We start from the raw sequence: 23228 nt of genomic DNA, 5'->3' as shown, positions 1-23228 counted from the left end.
TATAAGCACACATTGTGTAAGAATATAGTTTCTACCAAACTTGTAAAAAACAAAATCATACATCATCTCGTAATTATAATCATACTATTCTTACTTTTTACTTCAAAAGTTCTCAAAGAAACATCACTAAAAAATTCAGAAATTAAATTTAGTTATTATTTTTTTTTAAAGTATTACCTTTGCCGCTATTAAATTTTTTATTATGACAAAAAAATATTTCTTTTTAATAGTAACATTATTATTAAGTACAATATCAATAGCACAAGTAACTTGGACTTTTAACGACAATACAATTCAGGGTTGGACTGTTGCTAATCTAGATGTTGATACAACTCCAAATACACATATAAATTTAAAAACAAATACAGGTAACAATCCAAAGTTTTCACAAACTGCTGCTAGTGTAGATGCAGTTGCATTAAAGTTTGCGATTATAAAAATGCGTGTTGCTACTGGTGGACCAGATTTTTTACAAGTTAAATATGGCTCTAAATTCAGTGCTACAACTTTAACACCTGGAACTGGTAATTTTGAAACGTACGTGGTTAATATGACAAATGGCAATTGGACTGGAATACAAAACGATATCCAATTAGCTTTTAGAAAAAAAGACAACACAGCTAGTGGAGCTGCTTATACTAGTGACGACATAGATATTGATATTCAAGAAATTTCTTTTGTAGAAAACATTTTTGATGGCGCAACAGAACTTTATGTAGATTTAGAATCTGGTAATGATAATAGTTTTGGTACAAGTGCCTCACCACTTAAAACTATTAAATATGCCTTAAATACTGCTGCAGCAAATAACATCGCTAATGTTTATGTTAAAAGTGGCACCTACAATTTAACAAAATCAATAGAAATAACCGCTGCTGCTACAACACCAATTGTATTAAGCCCAGAACCAAATGGAACTGTTAAAATCAATACTATAGCACAAAAAGGTATTACTATTGATGGTGCAAAAAATATTGAAATTAAAGGTTTTGAATTAGATGGAAAATCTAACAATACAAATCATTGGGTTTTTGTATCTCAATATGTTTGGTTACCACAAAATACAACAGACGAAATTACAGGGTCTGGTATTGCTATTAGAGTCCAAAATGGAGAAGACATTAAGATTACTAACAATGTATTTCATGATTTTTACCAAAAAGCAATAAATATAGAAAACGGAAGATATTTAAAAATTGAAGGTAACATCATACATAATATTGGTTTAACCTCTTTAAGTGGTGGTCATGGTATTATGCGTCAACAAGGCTTTGGTAGTTTTGATGATGCTGATGATGTAAATAAATATCGTTGGGAAATTGACGGAAATTTAATATTTAATGTACACCAACGTATTTATTCTTGGGTACCAGCAAAAGGTTTTTTAAACATGACTTTAGATGAAGGAAAACCTATTTTAATTGATGAAACTCCTAAACATGATACAGGAATGAAAGCAAGAATTAACAATAATGTTGTTGCTTACGCAAAAATTGATGCAATTAGATTAAAGCCAACCAATAATTTAGAAGTAACAAATAACACTGTTTACACAAGAGGTCATCATGCAGATGGTATTACAGACACAGCAAACGGATTTGATGAAGCTAAATATGGAACTCCTTATTTAAATTTCCAAGCTAATAATAATGCCGTAGATGTTTACGACCAAAAACAAACGTACGAGTTAGGAGACGCTGATGGTTCAACAGGTAGTTCTTTTTCAGGTAATATTGCTGCATTTGGCACTGTTACAGCAACCCCAGCATCTGTTGCAACTGTACAAAACGCAACACTTTTTAAAAATCCAGAAAATGGAGATTTCTCTCTTTCTGATGCTTCATTATCTGGTGTAGGAATAGATCCTGCAGTATTAAGTAGCTTAATAGCCAGAGCAGATGATTTTAAAGTAACCGTTGAAAATGATAACTGGGAACACGAGCACAAAAAAATGATGCAAACGTTGCTTGATAATATTCCTGGTTTAGAAGATGGTGTTTCAGGCAACGAAACAAAATTCACAGATTCCGGAACCTATGGTGATTCAGATTTAGAAGATGGAAAAGGAAGAAAATCTTTATATTTTACTGTTAACGCAACTTGGTGGGCGGCTACTGATAAGCCTGATGACGGTTTTGATTTAGACAGAGTAGGAACTTACGCTGCTTACGATGGTAAATATGAAATTGTTGTACCAGAAGATTATAGTGATTGGTATGATAAAATTATTGTTGATCATAAAAGAGGCGGTACTGGAGGCACAACTTACGAAAGATTAAGATATGGAGAAAGTGTAATTCATCAAAATAAAATATTCCCTGACAATAATTTATATGTGGTAGAAATAGAAACTAACACAAAATATCATAAAACAGAAGCTAAAGGTTTCGATATTACTTTAGATGGAGATATCTTTTTCGATTTTAAATATATACCAGAAGGTTATGAGGTTTTCGATATTATGACGGCTGATAATATTACAACTGCCAACACTACAGGTGATCTATTTGATAATGTAAAATTTAAAGATTACACTGGTTCTTATGATTTAATAGTTGTTCCTGCAACAGCTACAGAACCTGCAAAACTGCGTTTAAAACTTACTAATATTGCAACTACAACTTGGACAGGTGGAGATGACACTAATGATTGGAATACAGCAGCAAATTGGGATACAAATGCGGTACCACCAACAACAAGCCATGTCGTTATTCCTTCAGGATTAAGTAAATATCCAACAACAAATGGAGATATTACTGTAAATTCAATAGAAATAAATTCTGGAGCAAGTTTTGTACTTGGAGGTGCAGTTACTGGAGAAGTAACTTATGAAAGAGATTTACCAACTACAGATTGGTATTTAGTAGCTTCTCCTGTTTCTGGAGAAACTATTAGTAATTTTAGAACTAATCATGATTTGGCACAAAACAATACAAAAACTATATTTGGTTTTGCACCTTTTTTAAATAATGGATCAACACCCTGGGATTATATTACCAGCAGCACAACTGGAAATATCGAAGAAGGAAAAGGATATTCTATGAAACTAAAAGAATCTAATTCTGTTCGTTTTACAGGAACAGCAAATTCTGCAAACTTAGATTTTGGTATAACTACAGGTGATAGAAATAATTTTAATCTTTTAGGAAATCCTTATACTGCATATTTGAATTCCAATACTTTTACAAATAATAATAGCACATTTCTTACTGAAAAAACTGTTTGGATTTGGAGTCAAGATAAATATAAAGCATATAACTCATTAAATTCTATTGAAATTGCACCTACCCAAGGTTTCTTTGTTGAAGCCTCTGGTAATAATGATGTAACTTTTAATATTGGTAATCAATCACACAATAATTCTTCAGATACTTTTATGAGGCAAACATCTGAAGAATATATAAATTTTGAATTATTTGTTGCGAATGACAAAACAACTGAATCTACTAAAGTTTTTTATGTTGAAGATAAAACTACTGGATTTGATAACGGTTATGATAGCAGCATATTTGGTGGAACAAGCTATGATTTTAGGTTATTCACAGAATTGGTATCTGACAATGATGGAAAAAAATTAGGTATTCAAGCCTTACCTAATTCAAATTATGAAAACATGGTTGTTCCAGTGGGTATAATTGCAGAAAATGGCGAAGAAATTACTTTTTCTGCCAACATAAACAATTTTCCAACAAATATTAATGTTTTTTTAGAAGATAGAACTAACAATATTTTTACTAATTTATCTGAAAGTAGTTATAAGACTACTTTAAATTCAGCTTCAAACGGAATTGGTCAATTCTATATTCATACAGGTCCTAGTACTTTAAGTATTAACAACATAAAGACTGTAAAAAACATAAACCTTTATAAATTAGACATCTCTACAATTAAAATTGTTGGTTTACCAGAAGGAAGAACATATTTTAAACTCTATAATACTTTAGGGAAAGAAGTTTTTTCTTCTACTTTTGAGTCTAATGGTGTTCATGAAATCTCTTTACCGGACTTTGCTAAAGGTTTATATATAGTAAAACTAAATACAGAAATTGGATTGGTAAGTAAAAAGGTATTTTTAGAATAATATTAATAATACGTAGTAAAAACTTCTAAGGAGTTTTTAAAATTTAAATATTAAAATCCTTCAAATTTTACAATTTGAAGGATTTCTTTTTTTAATTATTTTTACTTATTGTAGATAAATTTTTAAATTAAATATTGAAACTTTATTTCACTCTTATATTAAAAGCTTCTTTACCTTCAATTATTCCTTTTAAATTGTCATTTTCTACAACTTTACCAACTCCTGCTGGAGTTCCTGTAAAAATAATATCTCCTTTTTTTAATGTGAAGTATTGCGAAACATAAGAAATTAATTCATCTGTTTTCCAAAGCATTGCATTGGTATTTCCATCTTGTACTATTTCATCATTTTTGTACAGTTGAAATTTTAAGTTTTCTAAATCGAATTGTTCCTTCGGATAAAACTCACCAATAACTGCACTTCCATCAAATGCTTTTGCTTTTTCCCAAGGCAAACCTTTCTCCTTACACTTTGCTTGAACATCTCTTGCTGTGAAGTCGATTCCTAAACCAATTTCATCATAATATTTATGAGCAAATTTTGCATCTATATGTTTTCCTACTTTATTAATCTTCACCAAAACTTCAACTTCATAATGTACATCATCAGAAAAAGGTGGAATAAAAAATGGATTTTTTCTCGGTAAAATAGCAGAATCTGGTTTTAGAAAAACAACAGGGTTATCTGGTTTTTCGTTTGCCAATTCTTCTATATGTTTTGCGTAATTGCGCCCAATACAGATTATTTTCATAAAAATTACTCTCCTGCTTCTGGAAAAACAATGGCTCTATTTCCTGAAACAATTATTTGATTGTTTAAATGATTTTTAACAGCTCTTGCCAATACCAATTTTTCGATATCTGCACCAATTCTTTTTAAGGTTGTTGGCGTACTTTCATGAGTTACAGGTTTTACGTCTTGCTCAATAATTGGCCCTTCATCTAAATCTTCAGTAGCATAATGTGCAGTTGCTCCAATTAGCTTCACTCCTCTTTCATACGCTTTTTTATACGGATTTGCTCCTTGAAAAGCTGGTAAAAAAGAATGATGAATATTAATAATGCGTTCTGGATAATGGTTTATAAATTCTGATGACAAAATTTGCATATATCTTGCCATAATTACTAAATCTACATTATTAGAATCTAAAAGCTCTTTTACTTGTACCTCTTGTTCTAGTTTGGTTTCTTTAGTAACAGGTAAATAATAATAAGGAACATTAAACATCTCTGCAATATGCCTTAACTTATTATGATTACTGATAATCATTTTTACATTACAATCTAACCTACCTTCTTTTGCACGTTCTAACAAATCATATAAATTATGACTTGTATGCGAAACCATAATGGCAACATTTTGTTTTTTATCTCCGTAATTTACAGACCAATTAAACTGTAAAGGTGTTGCCAACTTTAAGAAATTCTTCTCTAAATCTTCTTTAGAGATAACAGTTCCTTCTGCATTTAAACGAACTCTCATAAAATATGTATCTTCTATAGAGTTAACGTATTGCTGACAACTTACAATATTGAATCCTTGTTCATAAAAAAAACTGGTTATTTTAGCTACCAATCCTTTTTGATCTGGACATTTTATTAAAAAAGTTACTATTTGTGATTTCATTCTAATTAATTATGAATTACCAATTTATAATTACGAATTCTGACAATTCGTAATTTTTCTTTTTAAAATTAATAATTGTCTATGGTATCCATTTTTTAGGAAAATTAGGCTTTCTCTTTTCAAGAAAAGCATCTCTTCCTTCTTTTGCTTCATCTGTCATGTAAGCAAGTCTTGTTGCTTCACCTGCAAAAACTTGTTGCCCAACCATTCCATCATCTGTTAAATTCATAGCAAATTTCAACATTTTTATAGAAGTCGGGCTTTTTTCTAAAATTTCTTGCGCCCATTCAAAAGCTGTACTCTCTAATTCTTCATGAGGAATAACTGCATTTACCATTCCCATTTCATAAGCTTCTTGAGCTGAATAATTTCTTCCTAAAAAGAAAATTTCTCTCGCTCTTTTTTGTCCAACCATTTTAGCCAAATAAGCAGAACCATAACCACCATCAAAAGAAGTTACATCTGCATCTGTTTGCTTAAAAATAGCGTGTTCTTTAGAAGCTAACGTTAAATCGCAAACCACATGTAAACTGTGTCCGCCACCAACTGCCCAACCAGGAACAACGCAAATAACTGCTTTTGGCATAAAACGTATTAATCTTTGAACTTCTAAAATATTTAACCTGTGATAACCATCTTCACCAACATAACCTTGGTGACCTCTTGCTTTTTGGTCTCCACCAGAACAGAAAGAATATACTCCGTCTTTTGTACTTGGTCCTTCTGCAGACAATAAAACCACACCAATATTTACATCTTCTCCAGCATCATAAAAAGCATCGTATAATTCTTTTGTAGTTTTTGGTCTGAAAGCATTTCTAACATTTGGTCTGTTAAAAGCTATTCTTGCAACACCATTACATTTTTTATAAGTAATATCTTCATACTCTTTAACAGTTTTCCATTCGGGTTGTATCATATTTTTGTATTTTAGACGTTCTTTAATAGAGAAATAAAATAATTGTTTACAAAAATAAACATTCTATATGATGATTAAGAAATCGATAACATTAATATTTATACTTTTTTGTTTTTTAGGTTATTCACAAAAAATAATTGATAAAAACATTGAGTCTGACATACTTGAAACGACAAGGAATTTAAAAATTTATCTTCCTCAAGGATATGAAAAAGACAGTGTTAAAAATTATCCTTTGGCGGTAGTTTTTGACGCAGAGTATTTATTTGATGCGTACGTGGGTAACTCTGTGCTTTTTGCAGCTAAAGACAAAGCACCCAAACAAATAATTGTTGGTGTTTCTATGGGAAAAACTAGAAAAAAAGACACTTATTTTGATATAAATACGGGGAATTTAACTGCTGAAAACAACGCTTTTTATCAGTTTATTAGAGATGAAGTTATTTTTTACATGGAAAGTAATTACAGAACTTCTCCTTTTATCTCTTTAGTTGGCGAAGGAACTTCTGCAAATTTAATTACACATTATTTAAGAGAAGACAAACCTTTTATAAACACTTATATCTGTATTAATCCAACTTTTTCAGATTTTGTAGGACAACAATTTCAATCTTACAATTTGCAAAAATTCTTAAAAGAAGACAACACATTTTACCTTTACACAAATAATTCTACTTCCTTTTCATCAAAAAAGCAAACACAAATTGGTGAATTACAAAGAGGACTTGCTTCATTAGAATTAAAAAATTTTAATGTTGTAAACGACACTATTACAACAGCTAGCAGCATTTCTGCAATTAGCGAAGCAATACCAAGAGCTTTAACAAAAGTCTTTGAAATTTACTCTTCCATTTCTAAAGAGGAATTTGATAAAAACATTAAAGACCTTTCTCCTATAGACGCGATTGCTTATTTAGAAAACAAATATTTAGAAATTGAATTTCTTTTTGGAAGTGATTTAGGAATTAGAGAAAGAGATATTTATGCCGTAGAAAAAATTGTAATCGAAAAAGAGAATGGAGATCAATTACGTGAATTTGGTAAAATGATTTTAAAACTTTTTCCAACTTCTCCTTTAGGTGATTATTATCTTGGAAGGTATTATGAAAGCGGAAAACAAACTAAAAAAGCATTAAAATATTATAAAATTGGTTACGGAAAAATGGATCCTTCTGACCCAAATTCCGATAAATTTTATGAAAACATTTTAAGATTAGGTGGACAGTAAATTAATTATTTTTTGAAGGAATTCTCCAAGTAATTCCTGCTCCAGTAAAAAAACCATTGCTTTCTCCTATTAAAAAATCTAGTTGAAAATTATTGTTCACAAGATAATAGACGCCAGAATCAAGATTAAATTGAAAATCACCCTTTAAAAAGGTTCCAAAAGGTTCTAGAAAAACACCCACTTTTTCATTTAAGACATAAGATAAATTAAAAATATAAATTCCGTTATTTAGTGCAAAATCTTCATTAAAGTTAAGTCCTAAATTTATAGTATAAGAAAGGTTTTCAGAAAAAGAACTTCCTAAAATATAAGTTATTTGAGAACTTTTATTAGTTGCACCAACATCATAAGAAAACTGTAAACTAGATTTTAAATTAGCTTCTGGATTGCTGTTTAAAACATACCTTGCTCCCAATGTTAGAGATTCTAAATCACTAGCAAATTCATTTCCAGATAAAATAATTCCTGAATTTAATTCGAATCTTTCTGAAAGACCATATCTAAAAAATGAACTAGGATAAAAATCTGAAGAACTTTCAAAATAATCAATTCCTGCCTGAATTTGAAAAACTTTTTTTCCAACAACGCTAGAAGACAATGCTTGACCAGGCCTATCTGAAGACAAGGTTTCTGTAAATTGAGCATTCGCAAACGCTGAACTCAAAATGAAAATTCCTAATAACAACTTTTTCATAATAACTTATTTTACAAGCTCTATTCTGTCTTCTTTTATTACAATTAATTTTTGTTTGTATAAATTTCCAACAGCTTTTTTAAATGCTTTTTTGCTCATTTTCATATGAAAACGAATAGAATCTGGCGAACTTTTATCTGTCAACAATAAAAAACCCTCTCTACTGTCTTTTAATTTTGTCAGTACTTTATCAACATCAGAATCAATAACATTTCTAAAACCTTGTGGACGAAGAGAAACATCTACTTTACCATCTTCTCTAATTTGTTTTATGTACCCAACAACTTCCATGTTTTCTTCCAATTCTTGGAAAACCTCACTCCTAAAAAGTAAGCCATCAAATTCTTCATTAATTAAAACAGTGTAACCTAAACCAGTTTCAGTTTCAATAACTAAATTTACTTTATCTCCTTCTTTAAAATCATAATCATGTTCTTGATAATCATTTTCATTTTCTTGTGAATTGTTTTCAAATTCTTCAGAATTGTTTTCTTCTTCGTGTAAACTCATTATTTTATATATTTAAAATATTCTTTTAAAATTAAATCATTTTCTTCACTTGGCGTAAAGATTTCTAATATTTTTGGTTTTTCTGATGTTTCAAAAAATCCATCCAATCCTTTTTCTACACTTTCTTTTGAATCTGCTTTTACATATTCAAAATTATACATTTTAGATAAATGTTCTGCCGTTAAATTATGTGGTGTTTCAAAATACTGGTGTGCATTTGTAGTTCTTGGGCCAGGAATTATTTTAAAAATTCCTCCACCAGAATTATTAATTAAAATAATTCTAAAATTCTTTGGAATGTTATTATTCCAAAGTGCATTAGAATCATAGAAAAAACTTAAATCCCCAGTAATAAAAACAGTTGGGTTTTTATTCGCAAAAGCAGCGCCAATTGCTGTACTTGTGCTTCCATCTATTCCACTTGTTCCTCTATTACAAAAAACTGTAAATGAATCTTTTATTGTAAAAAGTTGCGCATATCTAATAATAGAACTGTTGCTAATTTGTAACTGACTATTATTTGGAATACTTTCTAAAATCTGCTCAAAAACTTTAAAATCTGAATGTTTGGTTTCTGCTAAAAATTGTTGATGTTTTTCGCGTTTTTCATCACGAATTTGCAACCATTTTTGCTGATAATTACTTTTTTTATTTCTGATAATTTTATTAAAGTTTAAAAAGAAATCTACCGGTTTTGTTTGTATAAATTCTGACAAACAAAAGAACGTATTTGTAGCTTTTTTTTCGTCTATATTCCAATGATGCTTTGGCTGATAATATCTTAAAAACTGTTTTATTTTTTTAGAGACTATCATTCCTCCAAAAGTTATCAATACACCTGGTTTTAAATCATAAAATTGATTTTCATCCAAAGAAAAAATTAATTGATCTATTGAATCTATAGCTTTCTTATGATGTAAATTAGAAGTTGTTTCTGTTAAAATTAATACAGAATCATCTTCTGCATATAAATCCATTAATTTGTGTAAATCATCATTTGGGTAATTAACACCAACTAAGATCATTTTTTTATCAGAAGTATTCCAAATCCCGGCTAATTCTTCATAATTTATATGAGAATTATCCAATGAACTCATAGAAATATGTGGAAAGTGAAATTCTTCCATTTTTTCTACAGTTTCATACAAAGGCTCATCAAAAGGAACATTTACATGAACAGGACCTTGTTGTGAAATTGAAATTTGTAAAGCTTCGCCAATTAATTGCGCGTTTCTTGTTTTAAATTTCGGGTTTTCAATCAAATTCGCAGAAAACAAGATATGATTTTCAAAAACGTTTTCTTGTCTAATTGTTTGTCCATCACCAATATCAATTAGGTGTTTTGGTCTGTCCGCAGAAATTACAACTAAAGGAATATTACTATAAAAAGCTTCAGCAATAGCTGGATAATAATTTAATAAAGCAGAACCAGAAGTACATAAAACTGCGATTGGTTTTTTAGTTTGTTGCGCGATTCCTAAAGCAAAAAAAGCTGCACAACGCTCATCTACAACACTTAACGTTTCAATTTCTGAATGATTGGAAAAACCAACAGTTAAAGGTGCATTTCGTGAACCTGGAGAAATTACAATAGTGCCAACATTAAATTGTTGACATGCAGAAATTACAAGTTGAGCGAGTTCTTTTTTTGGATACATCAATATAGGTTACAAAGTAGCAAAGTTACAAAGTCAAAAAGTTATTAACCACAAAAAAATCAGAAAGTAAAAAATAACTTTTCTACTTTCTGATTTTATTATAAAAACCAACAGAGTTGATTAGTTCCCTTTCTTATAATCTGCCAAAAATTGAGCCAAACCACTATCTGTTAAAGGGTGTTTTAACAAGCCTTCAATTGCACTTAAAGGACCAGTCATTACGTCTGAACCTAATTTTGCACAATTAATAATATGCATTGTATTACGCACAGAAGCTGCTAAAATTTGAGTTTCGAAATTATAATTATCATAAATCAAACGAATTTCTGAAATTAAATTCATTCCGTCTGTAGAAATATCATCTAAACGACCAAGAAAAGGAGAAACATAAGTTGCACCCGCTTTTGCTGCTAATAAGGCTTGCCCTGCAGAAAACACTAAAGTTACATTTGTTTTAATTCCTTTAGAAGAAAAATATTTACACGCTTTTACACCATCTTTTATCATTGGTAATTTTACCACAATTTGCGGATTTAAAGCAGCTAAAGCTTCACCTTCTCTAACCATTCCATCGAAATCTGTAGAAATAACTTCCGCAGAAACATCACCATCTACCAACTCACAAATTGCTTTGTAATGGTTAATAATGTTTGTTTCACCAGTAATACCCTCTTTTGCCATTAAAGATGGGTTTGTAGTAACTCCGTCTAAAATTCCTAAAGCTTGCGCTTCTTTAATTTGATCTAAATTTGCTGTGTCAATAAAAAATTTCATGTGTATTTATTTAGTTGTGATTTTATAATTTATAATGATTCATTAGTATTTTCTCAAACCAAGTATCTGGTAAAACTCGTTTTAAAACTATAGAAAACTTTTCTAAAAACCCACCCACTTTGTAATGTATTTTTGGGTTTTTAGTATTGATTATTTCGTAAACTTTTTTTGCCATTTCAATTGGATTTTTCCCTGTATCTACATGGGCATCCATTAAATCTAAATTAGCTTTGTAATTTTCTTTATATGCAGAGTCTTCAAAAATCGGTGTATGGTATCTTCTTGAAATAATATCAGTAGCAAAATCTCCAGGAGCAACATTTACAATGTTTATTCCAAATCTCTTAACTTCCATTCTTGTAGCTTCAGTTACCAATTCTAAAGCTCCTTTAGACGAAGAATAGATTCCTCTAAAAGGTAAACCCATATAACCAGCAATAGATGTAGTATTTACAATTACACCATATTTCTGTTTACGCATATGCGGTAAAACTGTTTTAATTACATCTATAGCACCAAAAAAGTTTGTATTAAATGCATTTCGCATTTCTTCTGTTGGTGTATCTTCTATAGATCCAGTTATTCCAATTCCTGCATTATTTACTAAAACATCTATTTTCGATTCTTTTTTTATAATAAAATCGACAGCAGTTTTTATTGTTTCAATTTTTAAAACATCTAATGCAATTAATTCAAAAGAAAAGGTTTCTTGATTTTTTGGACTTCTACTAGTTCCATAAACTTTATACCCTTTTTCAGATAAAAAAGTAGCAATTGCTTTTCCAATTCCAGAAGAAGCACCAGTAACTAAAACAACTTTAGACATAAAATATTAAAAAATAGAAGTTTTACAAAATTAAAAAATCCTATTTAATCTTTTAATTTTTAATCTTTTAATTCGTTTGCAAATATCTTAAAAGTAAATGAAGAAATCTAAAATTTAACGAGGTAAATTTAGGAAGTTATGCCGAAACTTTAAGGCATAAAAAATGGCAAGCTATCTACATCACACTGCTACAACCTAATACCTTTGCTGCGTTCCCGCCCTGGAGGATTCAAAGGGAGCTAGTTGTGTAGGACTTGCCGATGCAAATTTACAACACATTTTTCTTATGGCAATAAAAAAAATATCAAAATTTCTGTAACATTTTTAAAACTTTGATTACTAATTAATTGTTTAGATAGTTTACAAACTTTATAAATATTAAAAACTATCTAAATGAAATCAATATATTTGTAACACTAACTAAATTTCAAACACAAATGGAAAATCAAACAAATAGTAAAAGTTTTATTGTAAACAACGGATTAATATTAGGTGTAGCTAGTATAATTTTATCTCTTGTTATGTTCGCTACAGGTAACCATTTAGACCCACATTGGTCTACTTCTGTGGTTTCTGCAGCTTTATTTATTGGATTAATTATATACGGCACAAAACAGTTCAAAGCAGCTAATGGTGGTTTTATGTCTTGGGGACAAGGAGTAAAAATTGGTGTTGGTATTGCTATTTTAGCAGGCTTAATAGTTGTTGTTTACAACTATATTTTCATGAATTTTATTGAACCAGATTTTATGAATCAAATGATGGAAATTCAAAATCAAAAATTTTTAGATCAAGGTATGACTGAAGAGCAAATTGAAGCTGCTAATGAAATGGGGAAATCTTTTCAATCTCCTGGAATAATGGCTGCAATGGGTATAATTGGTTATGCAATTGGTGGTTTTATTGTAGCTGCAATAACTTCGGCAATTATGAAAAAATCTGAAGAAGAAACTTATTAAAATTAGGTTAAAGTTTATTGTTTTTAGGTAAGTTTTATAAATAAAAGTACCTTTGCTAACCAACAAGACTTACAATTTTAAAATATGGATATTTCGGTAGTAATACCACTTCTTAATGAAGAAGAATCTTTACAAGAATTACACGATTGGATTGCAAAAGTTATGCAATCCAATCGTTATTTATATGAAATTATTTTTATTGATGATGGTAGTTCTGATACTTCTTGGAACGTAATTGAGAAACTATCTGAAGAAAACAAATCTGTTAAAGGAATTCGTTTTCAAAAAAATTACGGTAAATCTCAAGCATTAGACGCAGGATTTGAACTTGCTAAAGGTGATGTAGTTATTACTATGGATGCAGATTTACAAGATAATCCTGATGAAATTCCAGAGTTATATGATCTTATTATTAAAGATGATTTCGATTTAATTTCTGGTTGGAAAAAGAAACGTTATGACAATGTCATTACAAAAAATATTCCCTCAAAACTATTTAATGCAGCAGCAAGAAAAACTTCTGGATTAAAATTACACGATTTTAATTGCGGCCTAAAAGCCTATAAAAATGAAGTAATTAAGACTGTTAAAGTTAGTGGTGAAATGCACAGATATATTCCTGTTTTGGCAAAAAACGAAGGTTTTACTAAAATTGGCGAAAAAGTTGTGCAACATCAAGCAAGAAAATACGGAGTTACAAAATTTGGAATGGACAGATTTGTAAACGGATTTCTTGATTTAATTACGATTTCCTTTTTATCAAAATTTGGTAAACGGCCAATGCACTTTTTTGGTTTATGGGGAACTTTTATGTTCTTATTTGGAACTACAAGTGCTTTTTATATTGGTGTTTATAAACTTTACAAGGTCTACAATGGTATTAAAACCATATTAGTTACTGACAATCCTTGGTTTTACATAGCATTAACTTCTATGATTTTGGGAACTCTATTATTTTTAGCAGGTTTTATTGGCGAATTAATAATTAAGACCAAAAGCAACGAAAAACACTATTCTATTAAAGAAAAACTCAATTTCTAATCTGTATATTTGTATTATATTAAGTCCTAAAAATCAACTAAAATGAGCAAAATTCTAGACAAAGCAAAACAGTGGTTAACTGCTACTTTCGATACTGAAACTCAACAAGAAATTCAGCAATTAATAGAAACTAATTCTTCAGATTTAGACGACAGATTCTACAAAGACATGGAGTTTGGTACTGGTGGAATGCGTGGTATAATGGGTGCAGGAACTAATAGAATTAACAAGTATACTTTAGGTAGAGCAACACAAGGTTTATCTAATTACTTAATAGAAAATGTAAAAAAAGAACAATTAAAAGTAGTAATTGCTTATGATTGTAGACATAATAGTAAAAAGTTTGCGAAAACTGTAGCAGACGTTTTTTCTGCAAATAATATAAAAGTATTTCTTTTTGAAGATTTAAGAGCTACTCCAGAATTATCTTTTGCGGTAAAACATTTAGGATGTGATGCTGGTATTGTTTTAACAGCTTCTCATAATCCGCCAGAATATAATGGTTACAAGGTTTATTGGGCAGATGGTGGACAAATTGTACCTCCTCATGATAGTGGAATTATTGGGAATGTAAATACTTTAGAATTTTCTGAAATTAAATTTAATGCAAATGAAGATTTAATTGAAATTATAGGTAAAGATGTTGATGATGCCTTTATTGAAGCTTCAGTAAAAAATGGAAAAATTTCTAACCAAGTAGACCGAAAGAATTTAAAAATAGTTTTTACATCTTTGCACGGAACTTCTATTGTTTCTGTGCCAGATGCCTTAGCAAAAGCTGGTTATACAGATGTACATATTGTTGAAGAACAGAGAGAACCTAATGGAGATTTCCCAACAGTAAAATCACCAAACCCAGAAGAACCAGAAGCTTTAAAAATGGCAACTGATTTAGCTAATAAAATAGATGCTGATATTGTTATTGGAACAGACCCAGATTGCGATAGATTAGGTGTGGCAGTTAGAGATTTAGATGGTAACATGAAGTTGATGAATGGGAACCAAACCATGGTTGTTATGACTGAATTTCTATTAAAAAAATGGAAAGAAGAAGGCAAAATTAACGGAAATCAGTTTGTGGGTTCAACTATTGTTTCTACAGAATTAGTAAATCAAGTTGCAGCAAGTTATGGTGTAGAAACAAATGTTGCTTTAACTGGTTTTAAATGGATTGCTAAAATGATTAGAGACAACCCTAGTAAAGACTTTATTGGTGGTGGTGAAGAAAGTTTTGGTTATATGGTTGGTGATTTTGTTAGAGATAAAGATGCTGTTACAGCAACTTTATTAGCATGTGAGGTTGCTGCGTTAGCCAAACAAAACGGAAGTTCTTTTTATGAAGAATTACTAAACATTTATGTTAGAAACAATTTTTACAAAGAACATTTAATTTCTATTACCAAAAAAGGTATGGATGGTGCTGCAGAAATTCAGCAAATGTTAAGCGACATGAGAAGCAACCCCGTTTTAGAAATTGATGGTGAAAAAGTGGCAACACTTTCAGATTATGATTCTTCAATTCAAAAAAACTTAATTACTGTAAAAGAAACTGCAATAGATTTACCAAAATCTAACGTGTTAATTTATCAGACAGAAAACGGAACTAGAGTTGCCGCAAGACCAAGTGGAACAGAACCAAAAATAAAATTTTATTTTAGTGTAAATGCACCTTTAGATAAAATAGAAAATGCGGAAAAAGTAGAAGCTGAATTAGATGCTAAAATTCAGAGAATTATAAAAGAAATGAAACTTAATTAATGGGTTATTTTAAAGACATTTTAAAATACGAGAAAAAATATAGAAAGTTTACGGTTCTAAATATTGTATTTAATATTTTTTACGCTCTTTTTAATGTCTTATCTGTTTTAGCTTTTATACCTGTTTTAGGTATTCTTTTTGGTACTGATAAAAAAATTACCAGTAAACCAAGTTATGAAGGAATTACAAAAATAGGTACGTATTTAAAAGAAAGTTTTTATCATTTTATATCTGAAAAAATAGACACTGAAGGTGATGTAAAAACACTTGTTTTTATCTGTCTTTTAGCCTTGTCTTTATTCTTTCTTAAAAACTTATTTCGATATTTAGCTTCTTATGTAATTACATTTTCAAGAACTGGTATTGTTAAAGATTTAAGAGACAAATTGTACAAAAAAATTGTAGAGTTACCTGTCTCCTATTTTACAGAAAAAAGAAAAGGAGATATTATAGCACGTATGACATCTGATGTACAAGAAGTTGAAAATTCTATTTTAACCTCTATAGAAGTCATAGTAAGAGAACCTCTTACAGTTATAATTTCGATATCAATTATGCTTTTTATGAGTGTAAAACTGACACTATTTGTGTTTGTTTTATTACCAGTTTCTGGTTTTATTATTTCTTTTATTAGTAAAAAATTAAAAGCAAACTCTATAAAAGCGCAAAAAGAAACAGGTAATTTTTTATCTTTTATTGAAGAAACTTTAACTGGTTTAAGAATTATTAAAGGTTTTAATGCAGAAAAAGTAATTGAAAACAAATTTAATAACTCAACTTTAAATTTCAAACAATTGATGACTAGTGTTTTTCACAGACAAACATTAGCGTCACCTATGAGTGAGTTTTTGGGTTCTGCAACAATTATAGCCATACTTTGGTATGGAGGAACAGAAGTTTTATCTAATACTAGCGCCTTACAACCAGATGAATTTTTTGGATATATTGTATTGTTTTACACAGTTTTAAATCCAATAAAATTAATTACAACTACATTTTATAATATTCAGAAAGGAGAAGCTTCTGCAGAAAGAATAATGCAGGTACTAAATACAGAAAACAGTATTAAAGACAAACCAAATGCAATTGTAAAAGAAGATTTCGAAAATGAAATCGAGTTTAAAAATATTTCTTTTAAATATAAAAAAGAGTATGTCTTAAAAGATTTTTCTTTAACTATTAAAAAGGGTGAAACTGTTGCTTTAGTTGGCCAGTCTGGTAGTGGAAAATCTACTCTTGCAAACCTTATTACTCGTTTTTACGATGTTAATAAAGGAGAAGTTTTTATTGATGGTTTGAATATTAAAGACATTACAAAAAAATCTCTCCGAGATTTAATGGGTATTGTTTCTCAAGATTCTATTTTGTTTAATGATACAATTGCAAACAATATTAAATTGGGTACACAAAATGCAAGTAATAAAGCTATTTTAGAAGCTTCAGAAATTGCCAATGCCAATGAGTTTATACAGAATTTACCAGAAAAATTCGACACTAACATTGGTGATAGTGGTGGTACACTTTCTGGAGGGCAAAAACAACGTTTATCTATTGCTAGAGCTGTTTTAAAAAACCCACCAATTATGATTTTAGATGAAGCTACTTCCGCTTTAGATACAGAATCAGAACAATTAGTTCAAGTTGCATTAGAAAAGATGATGCAAAATAGAACATCTTTAGTTATTGCCCATAGGTTGTCTACAATACAAAAAGCAGATAAAATTGTGGTAATGAAAAAAGGAAAAATTGTAGAACAAGGTAAGCATGAAGAACTTCTTGCAAAGAAAGGCGAATATTTTAAATTAGTTACTATGCAGAGTTTAGCATAAAACAATAACTGAATATCAATCAAAAAAACTATTTAATACTTCTTTAAAGTGAAGTTTAAATAGTTTTTTTTTTAAAAGCAACTGGGAAGTCAAAATCAATTAAACTTAAATTGACACTAGTTAATCTCTCTTTTTAAATTATTTATTTCTCAAATATAGTTTTAGATAGTTTGTGCTAAAAGAAAAAGCTCAAAGGTTTAGAACCTTTGAGCTTTTATTATTTAAAATAAGACTATTTATATTTTAGTCAAAATCTTTTCTAGTATTAACTTTAGCATATTGTGCATTTAACACAACTTTTCCAGAAGCATCTACTAACATTGCAATTACTGCTGTATTATTTACGTTAGCAATACCTACAAAACCTAAATTAACATTAAATGATGTATGGTGAATTCCCGTAGTTGAATCAGTAGGATCTCCCAAAACATCTGTTGCTGCATATCTTAAAACATGGTTATGCTCGAAACCAACAATAGGATCTGCTCCTGCATAATAACTTGTATAGTTAGCTTGATTATAAATAATTTTATCCTCTAAAACAAAAACAACCAATTTTGTTCCTGATAAGTTTTGAGTAAAACCTGTACTTACAACAATATCCATAAAATCTCCAGTTAACATAGAGTTTATTGCTAAACCAGCATTTGCATTTCCGCTAGCTTGATTTACTGCTTCATCTATATTACTTGGTTCAGGATAAGTCCAAACAGAACCTCTATTTACATAAGCAGTTGGAAAACTATTTACACCAAAAGCACTTCTTAAAGCTCTAGAAGCATCATTCTCCATAGGCTCATTATTTGCCACGTGTGCTGCAACTGTAAAAACTTTATCTGTTTGCGCTTCTACCAAACTTACGGCATGAGAAACTCTAGGACACCATCCACACCAAGTTCCTGTATAGTCTTCAATAATTGCTTTTTTAGTATATGTTGTTGGCGTAGATACTTGAGATACTTGAATAACGATTTCATTACTAGTAACATTGTTATAAACCGCTTTAGCTTTAACATCACCTACTTTATCTGCAATGTATTTGTTTCCTGTAATTACTTTTCCATCAACAGAAAAATCACTATCTGAAGTTTTATCTAATTTAGAACCATCACTTAAAGTTGCTTCTGCATTAAAAGTTATAATATCTCCAGCAGTAGCCGAAGACACATCTGATGTAATTGTTACTGAAGAAACCGTTACAACATTATTAACTGTAATTGTTAATTCGTTACTAGTTAAACTATTAAAAGTTGCAACTACTTTAAAAACACCGTGTGTAGAAGGAGTATAAGTACTTCCTGAAATTGCTGTTCCATCAACTTTTAAAGCTGCTTGCGAAGTTACATTTGTATTTTGATTCGTTTTAACTGTAAAACTAACTGTTCCTCCTACATCAAAAACAGATTTGTCAGATGTTAATGTAATTGAAGTTGGTGGTGTTTCTTCTCCTCCAGAACCTGATCCACTTCCAGAACCACTTCCAGAACCCGAACCACCTGGATCACTTTCAGATGATGAACAAGACATAATAAATACGGCTGCTAAAAGAGTAATAAAATTAAATAATTTAGTTGTTTTCATAGATTGAATTGTTTGAGTTTTATAAATTTTCGCTAAAGATAGTATATTTTTCTTCGCTAAAAACCATTTTTTTTATTGAATAGTATATATTTGTCGCAAATTTTTAACAAATATTCATAATTATGAGAAAATTCTTAACTGTCATTTGTGTAATAATTTCTAGCTCTATTTATTCGCAAAAAACAATACCAAACGTAAATTTAAAAACTTTAGATGGTAAATCTGTAAATATAGAAGATGAAGTTTCTAAAGATAAAATTACTGTATTAAGTTTTTGGGCAACTTGGTGCGTACCATGTATTAATGAATTAGATATTATTAGTGAAGTTTACGAAGATTGGCAAGATGAAACTGAAGTAGAAATCATTGCTATTTCTATTGATGATGCTAGGACTCAAAAAAGAGTAAAACCATTAATAAATGGAAAAGATTGGGACTATAAAATTCTAATTGATAAAAACCAAGAATTAAAAAGAGCTTTAAATATATCTGTAATTCCGCATGTAATTATATTAAAGGGATCTGAAATTTTATATAGACATACAGGTTACGCTCCAGGAGCAGAAAACGAACTTTATAAAAAAATTAAAGAATTCTCTAAATAATTTTCACAAATTCAAATTATGAAAAAAATACTATTATTTACTGTTTTATTAATTTCAGCAATATCTTTTGCACAAGAAAATAGTTTTTTCTCTGTTGGTTTTGAGTCTAATTCTCAATATTATTTAGATGACGAAAAAACAGGAGATTTCTTGTTCCCAGAAAGATTTAGATCTAATAATTATCTAAAGGTAGATTATGGAATAAATGACTTTTATTTTGGTGTACAGCTAGAAAGTTATGAACCTATGGCATTACTTAATTATTCGCCTGGTTTTAATAAAACTAACCTTGGTCTTTATTTTGCTGGTTACAAAACCGAAAAATTAGATATTACTTTAGGTCATTTTTATGAACAGTTTGGTAACGGTTTAATTTTAAGGTCTTGGGAAGATCGACAAATTGGTATTAATAATGCTTTAAGAGGAGCAAGAGTAAAATATAGTCCAACAGATTTTATTCATTTTACTGGTTTGTATGGTAAACAAAGAATTGGTTTTGGAGTTTCTGATGGAGATATTTATGGTTTCAACTCAAATATTAATTTAACATCTTTTTTAAAATCAGAAAACTCTACATTAAATGTAGGCTTTAGTTATGTTGGTCGTTCGCAAGAAAAAGAACCTTCTAATTTCGAATACAACAAACTAACAAACTTATTTTCTTCTCGTTTAGAATTTTCTAAAAACAACTTTTATGTAAATACAGAAATGGTTTCTAAAAGTAAAGATGCTGTAATTCTTGTAAACCAAATTAAAAACGCAAAAAAAGGAAATGCCTTTTTAGTTAATTTTGGTTATTCTGAAAAAGGATTAGGAATAGATGCTACATTTAGAAGGATGGAAAACATGAACATTTATTCAGAAAGAGAAGCTTCTGGAAATGTTTTTAATGAAGCAATTGTAAACTACTTACCCGCATTAACAAAACAACACGATTATTTATTAACTAATATTTATGTGTATCAGGCACAACCCCAAGTTTCTTTTCAAGATCCTAGTCTAATTAAATCTGGAGAAATTGGCGGACAAATAGACGTTTTTTATAAAATTAAAAAAGGGACTTTTTTAGGAGGTAAATATGGTACAAAACTAGCCGTAAATACTTCTTTTTGGTATGGTTTAAAAGGTGAAAATGATTTTCAAAATTTCGATTTCGACAATGAATTTCTTGGTTTTGGAGAGAAGTATTTTTCTGATGTAAGTTTAGAAATTAGAAAAAAATGGAACAAAAGCTGGAATTCTATTTTTTACTTTGTAAACCAGTCTTACAATAAAAGGTATATTGAAGAAACAAACGGAAAAATAAATGCCAATATTGTAGTTGCTGAATCAACTTACAGAATGGGTAATGGAAAATCTTTACGTTTTGAAGCACAACATTTATCTACAGATGATGATAAAAAGAATTGGGTTGGTGCTACTGTAGAATTTAATATTACTCCAAGATTGGGTGTTTATGTAAACGATATTTATAATTATGGAAATGATGTAGCATCTAAACAAATACACTACTACAACGTTGGTGGAAGTTATTCTGTTGGCGCACATAGATTTGCTGTAAATTACGGAAGACAAAGAGGTGGACTCGTTTGTGTTGGTGGTGTTTGTAGATTTGTGCCAGAAAGTACAGGAATTTCTGCAAATATTATTATGTCTTTTTAAAACATAAAATTCTCAATAAAAAAATCCATAATTAAATATTTAATTATGGATTTTTTTATTATTTTTTTAAACCTAAAGATTCTCCTTTTTCAATCATAAAATCATAAGAAGCTTTGTGTTCATTAGGTATTTCACCTTCTAAAATTGCTTCTTTTATAGCTTCTTTAATTTGTCCTATTTCTCTACAAGGTTTTAAATTAAAAGCTTCCATAATTTCTTCTCCTGTAATTGGAGGTTGAAAATTTCTAACTCTATCTCTCTCTTCTACTTCTTTAATTTTTTCTCTTACTTGCTCAAAATTCTGATGATATCTTTTAAATTTCTTCGGGTTTTTAGTAGTAATATCTGCTTCACAAAGTGTCATTAAAGAATCTATATCTTCACCAGCATCAAAAACTAAACGTCTTACAGCAGCATCTGTAACATCACTTGCTAATACAATGGGTCTAGAACTTAAAAGAACCATTTTCTGAACAAACTTCATCTTATTATTCAAAGGCATTTTTAACCTTTTAAATAATTTATATACCATTTTAGAACCAACAAATTCGTGTGAGTGGAAAGTCCATCCAACTTTTTTGTCAAACCTTTTTGTAGGTGCTTTTCCAATATCGTGTAACAAAGCTGCCCATCTTAACCAAACATCATTAGTGTTTTCAGAAATATTGTCTACAACTTCTAATGTATGATAAAAATTATCTTTATGCTTTTGTCCTTCTACTTCCTCTACTCCTTTTAAAGCTATTAATTCTGGTAAAATCTGCTTTAATAAATTTGTTTTTTCTAATAACAAAAATCCAATAGAAGGTTTTACTGATGACATTATTTTGTTCAATTCATCAACTATTCTTTCTCTCGTTATAATTTTTAGTCTTGCAGCATTTTTTGAAATTGCAGAGAGTGAATTTTCTTCAATTTTAAAGTTTAATTGTGTTGCAAATCTAATTGCACGCATCATTCTTAAAGGATCATCTGAATAAGTAATATCTGGTTCTAGAGGAGTTCTAATTATTTTGCTTTCTAAATCTTCAATCCCTTCAAATGGATCTAATAATTCTCCAAAACTATCTTCATTTAAACTTAACGCTAACGCATTTATAGTAAAATCTCTTCTGTTTTGGTCGTCTTTTAAACTACCCTCAGTAACTTCTGGGTTTCTACTTTCTTCAGAATACGATTCTTTTCTTGCGCCAACAAACTCAATTTCAACATCTTTGTAGCGCAACATTGCTGTTCCGTAAGTTTTAAAAATTTGTACTTTAGGTTTATTAGACAGTAAACTAGCAACTTTTTTTGCCAATTCAATACCACTACCAACAGCTACAATATCTATGTCTTTTGCAGTTCCTCTTTTAAGAAAAAAGTCACGAACAAAACCTCCTATTACGTAGCTTTCTACAGCTATTTGCTTTGATGCTTCTGATATTACACTAAATATTTCTGATGAAATTGCTTCTTTAAAAAATTGTTTCTGCAT

General features: G+C 29.6%; 18 protein-coding genes and 1 other RNA gene. 8 read left to right on the top strand and 11 right to left on the bottom strand.

Going from position 1 to position 23228, the window contains the following annotated elements:
- The first annotated feature begins 202 nt into the window (after window positions 1-202).
- Complete coding sequence (locus H9W90_RS02855; protein WP_187482963.1) at window positions 203-4081, top strand: DUF8693 domain-containing protein; 3879 nt, start codon at window positions 203-205, stop codon at window positions 4079-4081.
- A 142-nt stretch (window positions 4082-4223) separates the two neighbouring features.
- Here the strand turns inward: H9W90_RS02855 and H9W90_RS02850 are convergent, their stop codons facing one another.
- From H9W90_RS02850 to H9W90_RS02840, 3 genes are all read right to left on the bottom strand, one after another.
- Window positions 4224-4832, bottom strand: a complete 609-nt coding sequence (locus H9W90_RS02850) for a fumarylacetoacetate hydrolase family protein (protein ID WP_187482962.1) — start codon at window positions 4830-4832, stop codon at window positions 4224-4226.
- Between the two features lie 5 nt (window positions 4833-4837).
- Entirely contained in the window at window positions 4838-5707 is an 870-nt protein-coding gene (gene purU, locus H9W90_RS02845; protein WP_187482961.1) for a formyltetrahydrofolate deformylase, read from the bottom strand.
- 79 nt (window positions 5708-5786) lie between these two features.
- On the bottom strand, window positions 5787-6626 hold the full coding sequence (locus tag H9W90_RS02840) for a 1,4-dihydroxy-2-naphthoyl-CoA synthase (protein WP_187482960.1): 840 nt from the start codon (window positions 6624-6626) through the stop codon (window positions 5787-5789).
- Between the two features lie 67 nt (window positions 6627-6693).
- Here H9W90_RS02840 and H9W90_RS02835 point away from each other — a divergent pair, with 67 nt between their 5' ends.
- The gene (locus H9W90_RS02835) at window positions 6694-7854 is read left to right on the top strand and encodes an alpha/beta hydrolase-fold protein (protein WP_254712521.1); all 1161 of its coding nucleotides are present in this window, start codon (window positions 6694-6696) and stop codon (window positions 7852-7854) included.
- A gap of 1 nt (window position 7855) precedes the next feature.
- Here the strand turns inward: H9W90_RS02835 and H9W90_RS02830 are convergent, their stop codons facing one another.
- The 6 genes from H9W90_RS02830 to ffs form a co-directional block, all read right to left on the bottom strand.
- The gene (locus tag H9W90_RS02830; RefSeq protein WP_187482959.1) at window positions 7856-8548 is read right to left on the bottom strand and encodes a transporter; all 693 of its coding nucleotides are present in this window, start codon (window positions 8546-8548) and stop codon (window positions 7856-7858) included.
- Between the two features lie 6 nt (window positions 8549-8554).
- Window positions 8555-9058: a S1 RNA-binding domain-containing protein gene (locus tag H9W90_RS02825; RefSeq protein ID WP_254712520.1), complete on the bottom strand. Its 504-nt coding sequence runs from the start codon at window positions 9056-9058 to the stop codon at window positions 8555-8557.
- Window positions 9058-10716 (bottom strand): 2-succinyl-5-enolpyruvyl-6-hydroxy-3-cyclohexene-1-carboxylic-acid synthase, encoded by a 1659-nt coding sequence (gene menD, locus H9W90_RS02820; RefSeq protein ID WP_187482958.1) that lies wholly within the window; start codon window positions 10714-10716, stop codon window positions 9058-9060. Before menD ends, H9W90_RS02825 begins: the two co-directional genes overlap by 1 nt.
- A 120-nt stretch (window positions 10717-10836) precedes the next feature.
- Entirely contained in the window at window positions 10837-11490 is a 654-nt protein-coding gene (gene fsa, locus H9W90_RS02815) for a fructose-6-phosphate aldolase (RefSeq protein WP_187482957.1), read from the bottom strand.
- A 22-nt stretch (window positions 11491-11512) separates the two neighbouring features.
- Window positions 11513-12316 (bottom strand): SDR family oxidoreductase, encoded by an 804-nt coding sequence (locus tag H9W90_RS02810; RefSeq protein ID WP_187482956.1) that lies wholly within the window; start codon window positions 12314-12316, stop codon window positions 11513-11515.
- A 161-nt stretch (window positions 12317-12477) separates the two neighbouring features.
- Window positions 12478-12576: signal recognition particle sRNA small type (ffs, locus tag H9W90_RS02805), an RNA gene on the bottom strand.
- Window positions 12577-12753: 177 nt separating this feature from the next.
- On the opposite strand from ffs, the gene H9W90_RS02800 reads away from it, so the two are divergent.
- The 4 genes from H9W90_RS02800 to H9W90_RS02785 all read left to right on the top strand — a co-directional run bounded on the left by H9W90_RS02800 (window position 12754) and on the right by H9W90_RS02785 (window position 17903).
- On the top strand, window positions 12754-13275 hold the full coding sequence (locus H9W90_RS02800; RefSeq protein WP_187482955.1) for a DUF4199 domain-containing protein: 522 nt from the start codon (window positions 12754-12756) through the stop codon (window positions 13273-13275).
- 84 nt (window positions 13276-13359) lie between these two features.
- Window positions 13360-14316 (top strand): glycosyltransferase family 2 protein, encoded by a 957-nt coding sequence (locus H9W90_RS02795; RefSeq protein ID WP_187482954.1) that lies wholly within the window; start codon window positions 13360-13362, stop codon window positions 14314-14316.
- 42 nt (window positions 14317-14358) lie between these two features.
- A complete protein-coding gene (locus tag H9W90_RS02790; RefSeq protein ID WP_187482953.1) occupies window positions 14359-16074 on the top strand; it encodes a phospho-sugar mutase in 1716 nt (571 codons plus the stop codon).
- Window positions 16074-17903 (top strand): ABC transporter ATP-binding protein, encoded by a 1830-nt coding sequence (locus H9W90_RS02785; protein WP_187482952.1) that lies wholly within the window; start codon window positions 16074-16076, stop codon window positions 17901-17903. The genes H9W90_RS02790 and H9W90_RS02785 overlap by 1 nt, the downstream gene beginning before the upstream one ends.
- A gap of 243 nt (window positions 17904-18146) precedes the next feature.
- On the opposite strand, the gene H9W90_RS02780 is transcribed toward H9W90_RS02785, so the two are convergent.
- Complete coding sequence (locus H9W90_RS02780) at window positions 18147-19484, bottom strand: Omp28-related outer membrane protein (RefSeq protein ID WP_187482951.1); 1338 nt, start codon at window positions 19482-19484, stop codon at window positions 18147-18149.
- A 122-nt stretch (window positions 19485-19606) separates the two neighbouring features.
- Here H9W90_RS02780 and H9W90_RS02775 point away from each other — a divergent pair, with 122 nt between their 5' ends.
- Entirely contained in the window at window positions 19607-20089 is a 483-nt protein-coding gene (locus H9W90_RS02775) for a TlpA family protein disulfide reductase (protein ID WP_187482950.1), read from the top strand.
- 18 nt (window positions 20090-20107) lie between these two features.
- The gene (locus H9W90_RS02770) at window positions 20108-21751 is read left to right on the top strand and encodes a DUF6029 family protein (protein WP_187482949.1); all 1644 of its coding nucleotides are present in this window, start codon (window positions 20108-20110) and stop codon (window positions 21749-21751) included.
- Between the two features lie 58 nt (window positions 21752-21809).
- Here H9W90_RS02770 and H9W90_RS02765 read toward each other — a convergent pair whose 3' ends face one another.
- On the bottom strand, window positions 21810-23228 hold the full coding sequence (locus H9W90_RS02765) for a CCA tRNA nucleotidyltransferase (protein WP_187482948.1): 1419 nt from the start codon (window positions 23226-23228) through the stop codon (window positions 21810-21812).

Origin of the sequence: Polaribacter pectinis, from assembly GCF_014352875.1 — a bacterium.
GTDB classification, from domain to species: domain Bacteria; phylum Bacteroidota; class Bacteroidia; order Flavobacteriales; family Flavobacteriaceae; genus Polaribacter; species Polaribacter pectinis.
Note: the sequence above shows the minus strand (reverse complement) of the source record. Positions and strands in the feature narration are given on the sequence as shown.